This is a genomic window from Mesorhizobium sp. M1A.F.Ca.IN.022.07.1.1 (assembly GCF_003997575.1).
Taxonomy (GTDB): Bacteria; Pseudomonadota; Alphaproteobacteria; order Rhizobiales; family Rhizobiaceae; genus Mesorhizobium.
Window position 1 is genome coordinate 1 of record NZ_RZST01000336.1, and the last position, 6,245, is coordinate 6,245.

4 protein-coding genes and 1 pseudogene are annotated in these 6,245 nt (G+C 66.0%); 2 read left to right on the plus strand and 3 right to left on the minus strand.

The window, feature by feature from the left end; all coding sequences use genetic code 11:
• From EOA75_RS26920 to EOA75_RS26930, 3 genes and pseudogenes are all read right to left on the minus strand, one after another.
• A pseudogene (locus tag EOA75_RS26920) lies at nucleotides 1-188 on the minus strand (6-hydroxynicotinate reductase); the annotation flags it as partial.
• Entirely contained in the window at nucleotides 185-2,938 is a 2,754-nt protein-coding gene (locus tag EOA75_RS26925) for a molybdopterin-dependent oxidoreductase (protein ID WP_127325588.1), read from the minus strand. The pseudogene EOA75_RS26920 and the gene EOA75_RS26925, both read right to left, overlap by 4 nt.
• Nucleotides 2,935-3,792 carry a xanthine dehydrogenase family protein subunit M gene (locus EOA75_RS26930; RefSeq protein WP_067324013.1) on the minus strand — a complete coding sequence of 286 codons (858 nt, stop codon included), beginning with the start codon at nucleotides 3,790-3,792 and terminating at the stop codon, nucleotides 2,935-2,937. The genes EOA75_RS26925 and EOA75_RS26930 overlap by 4 nt, the downstream gene beginning before the upstream one ends.
• Before the next feature lie 224 nt (nucleotides 3,793-4,016).
• Here EOA75_RS26930 and pncA point away from each other — a divergent pair, with 224 nt between their 5' ends.
• Both pncA and EOA75_RS26940 read left to right on the plus strand, forming a co-directional pair.
• On the plus strand, nucleotides 4,017-4,631 hold the full coding sequence (gene pncA / locus EOA75_RS26935) for a bifunctional nicotinamidase/pyrazinamidase (protein WP_095776932.1): 615 nt from the start codon (nucleotides 4,017-4,019) through the stop codon (nucleotides 4,629-4,631).
• A gap of 58 nt (nucleotides 4,632-4,689) precedes the next feature.
• Nucleotides 4,690-6,090: a sodium:proton antiporter gene (locus tag EOA75_RS26940; protein WP_095825560.1), complete on the plus strand. Its 1,401-nt coding sequence runs from the start codon at nucleotides 4,690-4,692 to the stop codon at nucleotides 6,088-6,090.
• Nucleotides 6,091-6,245 lie beyond the last annotated feature (155 nt).

A 6,245-nucleotide genomic window follows, 5' to 3' on the forward strand; every position in this document is an offset into this window, starting at 1 on the left:
GCGTGGTCGAGGATGGTCAGGGGATCCATGCGCACGATGCGCCCGCCGACATTGCCGTAGCGGTCGCAGGCGCCGGTGCGGCCGTCGGCGATGTAGCACATCACCGGACAGGCATCGCAGCGGATCTTCTCCGCCACCTGCTTCTCACCGGGATCGTGGGCTTCGAAACGTTCGGCAAGCTCGCTCATCGGCGCGCCTCCTTTTCGCGGATCGCCGCCAGGATGCGGCTCGGCGTCGCCGGCACTTTGGTGACCAGCACGCCGGTGGCATGTCGGATGGCGTTGAGGATCGCCGGCGCGGTCGGGATCAGCACATGTTCCCCCAAACCCTTGGCGCCGAAAGGTCCTTCCGGGTCCGGAACTTCCACCAATATGTGCTCGACCGGCGGCACGTCGCCGATGGTCGGGATGAGGTAGTCGTGCAGGTTCTCGGTGCGGCCGGGGATATATTCCTCCATCAGCGCCATGCCGATGCCTTGCGCGATGCCGCCCTCGATCTGCCCCTCGACCAGTACCGGGTTGATGGCCTTGCCGACATCATGCGCGGCGGTGATCTTGAGCAGCTTCACCGTGCCCAGCTTGAGATCGACCTCAAGCTCGGCGATCTGGGCGCCATAACCATAGACGGCGTAGGGCTTGCCCTGGCCCTTGGCGTCGAGCGGCAGCGTGGGCGGATCGTAGGTCTCTTCCGCGACGAACACCAAGCCATCGGCATCGATCTTCAGTGTACGCAGATCGATGCGTCGCGTCGCATCCCCCTCGCGGATGGAGATGCTTGCGCCGTCGAGCGCGATCGTTGCTTGATCGGACACATTGGCGAAACGCAGGATCTTTTCGCGCAGCGCGCGGCCCGCCTTCTCCGCCGCCTTGCCGGTGACAAAAGTCTGGCGCGAGGCGGATGTCTTACCGGCGTCGGGCGTGATGGCGGTGTCGGCGCTCTTCAGCCTGAACTTGTCCAGCGGCAGGCCGAGCGCATCGGCACAGATCTGGGTGATTACCGTGTTCGAGCCTTGGCCGATGTCGACGGCGCCCTGGTGGAGCACGACATCTCCGGAGGCAGAGATGCCGACCTTGATCGTCGAAGGATTGGGCAGCGAAGTGTTGCCGCAGCCATACCAGCAAGAGGCGACACCGACGCCGCGCTTGCTTGCGGTGTTGACGGCGTTGAAGGCTTCCGCCTCGCCAAGCGCGCGCGCCCAATGCGGTTGAAGCAACTCCAGGCATTCACCGATGCCCACGCCCGATTCCAGGCGCTGGCCAGTGACCGTTTCGCACCCGTTCCGAAGGCAGTTCTTCAACCGGAAATCGAGCCGATCCATGCCAAGCTTGCCGGCGAGCTCGTCGTAGAGGGTTTCCTGCATGATGGTCGCTTGCGGCACGCCGAAGCCGCGGAAGGCGCCGGCGATCGGGCCGTTGGTGTGGATGGCCCTGCCCGTCGCCCGGTAGTGCGGCGTCAGATAGGGGCCGGAGGCGTGCACCGGCACGCGGTTGGCGACCGTCGGGCCCCAGCTTGCATAGGCGCCAGTGTTGAAGTCGCCCTCAAAGATCATGCCGGTGACGCGGCCCTCGGAATCCGCACCGATGGTCGCCTCCATCTCGGCCGGATGGCGCTTGGTGGTCGACATCATGGATTCGTTGCGCGTGTAGGCGAGTGCCGCCGGCCTGCCGGTCTTCATCGCCACAAGGCCGATCAGAGGCTGCAGCGAGACATCGAGCTTCGAGCCGAAGCCGCCGCCGGTAGCGGTCGGCACGATGCGCACCTTTTCGACCGGGAGGCCGAGCACCTTGGCCGTGTCGTCGCGATCCATGTAAGGCGCCTGCGTGCAGGCGACGATGACGAGCGTGTCGCCATCCATGTAAGCGAAGCCCGCCTCCGGCTCGATATAGGCATGCTCGACGAAGAAAGTCTCGATGGCGCCGGAGACGGTGACAGCAGCGGCGGCAAGGGCACCGTCGGGATCGCCACGCTCGACATAGCCGGAGGTGAGCAGGTTCGCCGGGCGATGCCGGTGGATCAGCGCCGCGCCGTCGGCTTTCGCCTCACGGGGCTGCAGCACATGCGGCAGCTCCGTCCAGGCGATCGGAAAATCCGTCAGGTCGAGGTCGAGGATGGCTTCGCGCTCGCCCGCCACCAGCGCGACCGCCTCGCCGCGCAGCCGGGCGAAACCTTCGGCAAGGGCCGGCTGATCGGCAAAGGGGCCGATGACCCCGAAGCAGTTCCTGCCCGGAATGTCGGCGGCGGTGAAGACGCCGGCAATGCCGGGAAGCGCGTTGGCCCAGGCGTCGAGATCCCCGAAGCTGAAACCGGCATGATAGTAGGGCGAGCGGACGACCAGCACCGACAGCGCGTCGTGCGGAAAGGAATCGCCGCCGAATTTTTCGTCGCCGGTAACCTTCGGCACGCCGTCGAGCCGGATCGGCGAGGCGCCGACGGCGCGGCCGACCTCCGGCAGGCGACGGTCGAAACCGTCCATATGCTGCGAGGCATGCATCACCGCCGCGACGATTTTCCGGTACCCCGTGCAGCGGCAGAGCACGCCGCCCAGCGCATCCTGCGTCTCGGCCTCACTCGGCGTTGGGTTGCGCTCCAGCAGCGCGGTAGCCGCCACCAGCAGGCCCGGCGTGCAGATGCCGCATTGCGCGGCGCCGTGTTCGAGGAAGGACGCCTGCAAGGCCGACAGCCTGCCGTTGGCGAGGCCCTCGACCGTCGTGACGGCCGCGCCGGAGACCGAGGCCGCCGGCACAAGGCAGGCGCAGACGGGATTGCCGTCGACCAGCACGGTGCAGGCGCCGCAATCGCCGGCGTCGCAGCCGACCTTGGTGCCGGTCAGCCGCAACTCGTCGCGCAGAACCTGCGAGAGCCGCCGCACCGGCGGCACCGACACGCTGACAGCCGCGTCGTTGACCTCGAAGGCAATGTCGGTGCGCTCCATTGTCATGCGGCCACCTTGCCTTCGCCAAGGCTGGTCGCAGCGCACACCGCTCGGACAACGATCTCGCGCGCCGCATGCTCCCGGTATTCGGCGCTGCCGCGCACATCGGCGATTGGCGACAGTTCGTCGGTCGGCGCGGACAGCACCGCATCGGCGAGCGCGGCGGTAACCGGCTGGCCGCGCAGGGCCGCCTCGACGCCGGCAAGACGACGGGCGACGGCGGAGCAGGCGCCGACAGCGATAGCAGCATCGGCGACCACGCCATCTTCGATCACGAGACGCGCCGCCGCCATGGCGATCGAGATCACGAGATAGCGCCGCGCGCCAAGCTTGACGAAGGCGGACGAGCCGACAGCCGAACGTTTCGGCACACGAATGGCGGTAACCATCTCGTCTGGCTGCAGCGCCGTGCGGCGATTGCCGAGAATGAACCCGCCAAGCGGCAGGTAACGCGTGGCTTTCGCCGACCGCAATTCGACTTCGGCATCGACCACCTGCAGCGCCGGCACGCCGTCGGCGGCGGGCGAAGCGTTGCAGAGATTACCGGCGACCGACGCGACGTTCTGGATCTGGACCGAGCCGACTTCGCACGCGGCCGCCTTCAGCGCATCGAACGCCCTGGGCAGGTTGTGGCGCACAACGTCGGTCCAGGTGGTGCGGGCGCCGATCCGCCAATAGTCGTCCGTCTCGGCGATGCCGCGCAGCGCGGCGAGACCATTGATGTCGAGAATGTTGTCGCGGAAAGGTTTCGCGCCCTGCGCCGGATAGAAATCGGTGCCGCCGGCCAGAATGCGCCAGCGGTCCTCGCCAAGCAGAGCGAGCGCCTCGTCGACCGTGGTGGGTTTCGCGTAACGGATCACGCTTTGCCTTCCCAGAAAGGGGCCTTTCCGAGGGAATCTGCCGCCGTCCAGCCGGGCAAATTCATTCGTATGCAAATGATATCAACTTCGCCGCGATTGTCAAAGCGAAGTGGTCGGCCACGGCTTTGTTATGCCTGTGGAGGTTGACGCAGCCGGCCATCTGGTCAAGGTTCCGTGTCCGGTCGCGTCAACTGGAGCCCAAGCCGAGAAAGAAGGGAGGCCGCATGGCCGACGAAGCGCTCATCGTCATCGACCTGCAGAACGACTTTTGCCCCGGCGGCGCGTTGGCCGTGGCCGGCGGCGACGAGATCGTGCCGCTGGTCAACGACCTGATCCGGCGGACCGATCACGTGATCCTGACGCAGGACTGGCATCCGGCCGGCCATTCGAGCTTCGCTTCCAGCCATCCAGGCAAGCAGCCCTTCGAAGCGATCGAGATGCCCTACGGGCCGCAGACGCTTTGGCCGGATCACTGCATCCAGGGCAGCCTTGGGTCCGATTTCCATTCCGGGCTCGCCTGGACCAAAGCGGAACTGGTCATCCGCAAGGGTTTCCGCACCGCGATCGACTCGTATTCGGCTTTCTTCGAGAACGACCACACGACCCCAACCGGCCTTGCCGGCTATCTCAAGGAGCGCGGCATCGACACCATCACCTTGGTCGGCCTGGCCACCGATTTCTGCGTCGCCTTCTCGGCACTCGATGCCGCCAAGCAAGGTTTCAAGACGACGGTGCGGCTGGATGCCTGCCGCGGCATCGATCTCAACGGCTCGGTCGGCACGATGCTGAAACGGATGCGCGAGGCCGGGGTGGTGCTCGAAGATCACCTTTCGGACTGACCGCGCCGTGAGGCATCGAGGGGGCTTTGCGACATTGGCGAAGGTGTTGGCGGCAACCATGACGGCCGCACTCCTTCTCGCCTTTCCACAAGCGGTTTTCGCAGCCGAGGCGCATGAGCTGCCCGGCGCGGCGATGTCGCTCTGGTGGGCGCTGCCCTTTGCCGGCCTGTTGCTGTCGATCGCGACCGGGCCGCTGCTGTTCCATCATGTCTGGGAGCATCATTACGGCAAGATCGCCGCCGCGTGGGCGGCACTTGCCGTGGTTCCGCTGGCGATCGCTTTCGGCATGCCGGCGGCAAGCGAGGCGGTGCTGCACACGCTGCTCACCGAATATCTGTCCTTCATCATCCTTTTGTTCGCGCTGTTCACCATTTCCGGCGGCATCCTGGTCGCCGGCAACATTCACGGCACGCCGCTGGTCAATTCAGGCTTGCTGCTGATCGGCGCGATCCTCGCCTCGGTCATCGGCACGACGGGCGCCTCGATGATCCTGATCCGGCCGATGCTGCGCGCCAACGACAACCGCCCGTTCAACGCGCATGTGGTGATCTTCTTCATCTTCCTGGTTTCGAACATCGGCGGCTCGCTGACCCCGCTCGGCGACCCGCCACTCTTCGTCGGCTTCCTGCGCGGGGTCGACTTCTTCTGGACGACCGCGAACCTCTGGCGCGAGACGCTGTTCACCGGCGGGCTGGTGCTGATCATCTTCCTGGCGCTCGACATCGTGCTGCATCGCCGCGAGGGCGGCTTGCCGAAGATCAAGGACCCGACACCGGACACGAAGGTGCGCCTGCGCGGCCTCGCCAACCTGCCGCTGCTGGCCGGCGTGATCGGTGCGATCCTGCTTTCCGCCAGCTGGAAGCCGGGCATCAGCATCCCGATCCTCGGCATCGGCCTGGAGCTGCAGAACCTGGTACGCGACGCGATCATCCTGGCGCTGGCCTTTCTGTCGCTCAAAGTCTCGTACAAAAACCACAGGGAAGCGAACGGCTTCAGTTGGGGGCCCATCGCCGAGGTGGCGAAACTGTTTGCCGGCATCTTCATCTGCATCGTGCCGGTTATCGCCATCCTGAGAGCCGGGCACGATGGGGCGCTGGCGCCGCTGGTTTCGCTGGTCACCTCGGCGGACGGCCAGCCCGACGATCTCGCCTATTTCTGGCTGACCGGAGCGCTGTCGTCCTTCCTCGACAACGCGCCGACCTATCTGGTGTTCTTCGAGCTTGCCGGCGGCGACGCCAGGCACCTGATGACGGAGGCGGCCTCCACGCTCGCCGCGATCTCGGCCGGCGCCGTGTTCATGGGCGCCAACACTTATATCGGCAATGCGCCGAACTTCATGGTCTTTGCTATCGCCAGACATCGCGGCTTCAAGGTGCCGGGCTTCTTCGGCTACATGGCGTGGTCCGGCCTGGTGCTGATCCCGACGTTTTTGATCGCGGGGTTTTTGTTTTTTAGGTGAAGCGGTGCAGAGCTTTACCTCCCCTTGTGGGGAGGTCGGGCCAGGTCCGGGTGGGGCTCGGCGCCAGCTCCCGCTGCTTCGCAGTGACCTTCAGCCCACGCCCACATAGCGCCGAACCGCGGAGGGGTCGGCGCTATGTGGGCGTGGGCTGAAGG

Excerpts from the sequence above, each read along its gene's own strand:
- EOA75_RS26925 (WP_127325588.1), bottom strand. The coding sequence starts at position 2,938 with ATGACAATGGAGCGCACCGACATTGCCTTCGAGGTCAACGACGCGGCT.
- pncA (WP_095776932.1), top strand. The coding sequence starts at position 4,017 with ATGGCCGACGAAGCGCTCATCGTCATCGACCTGCAGAACGACTTTTGC.
- EOA75_RS26940 (WP_095825560.1), top strand. The coding sequence starts at position 4,690 with ATGACGGCCGCACTCCTTCTCGCCTTTCCACAAGCGGTTTTCGCAGCC.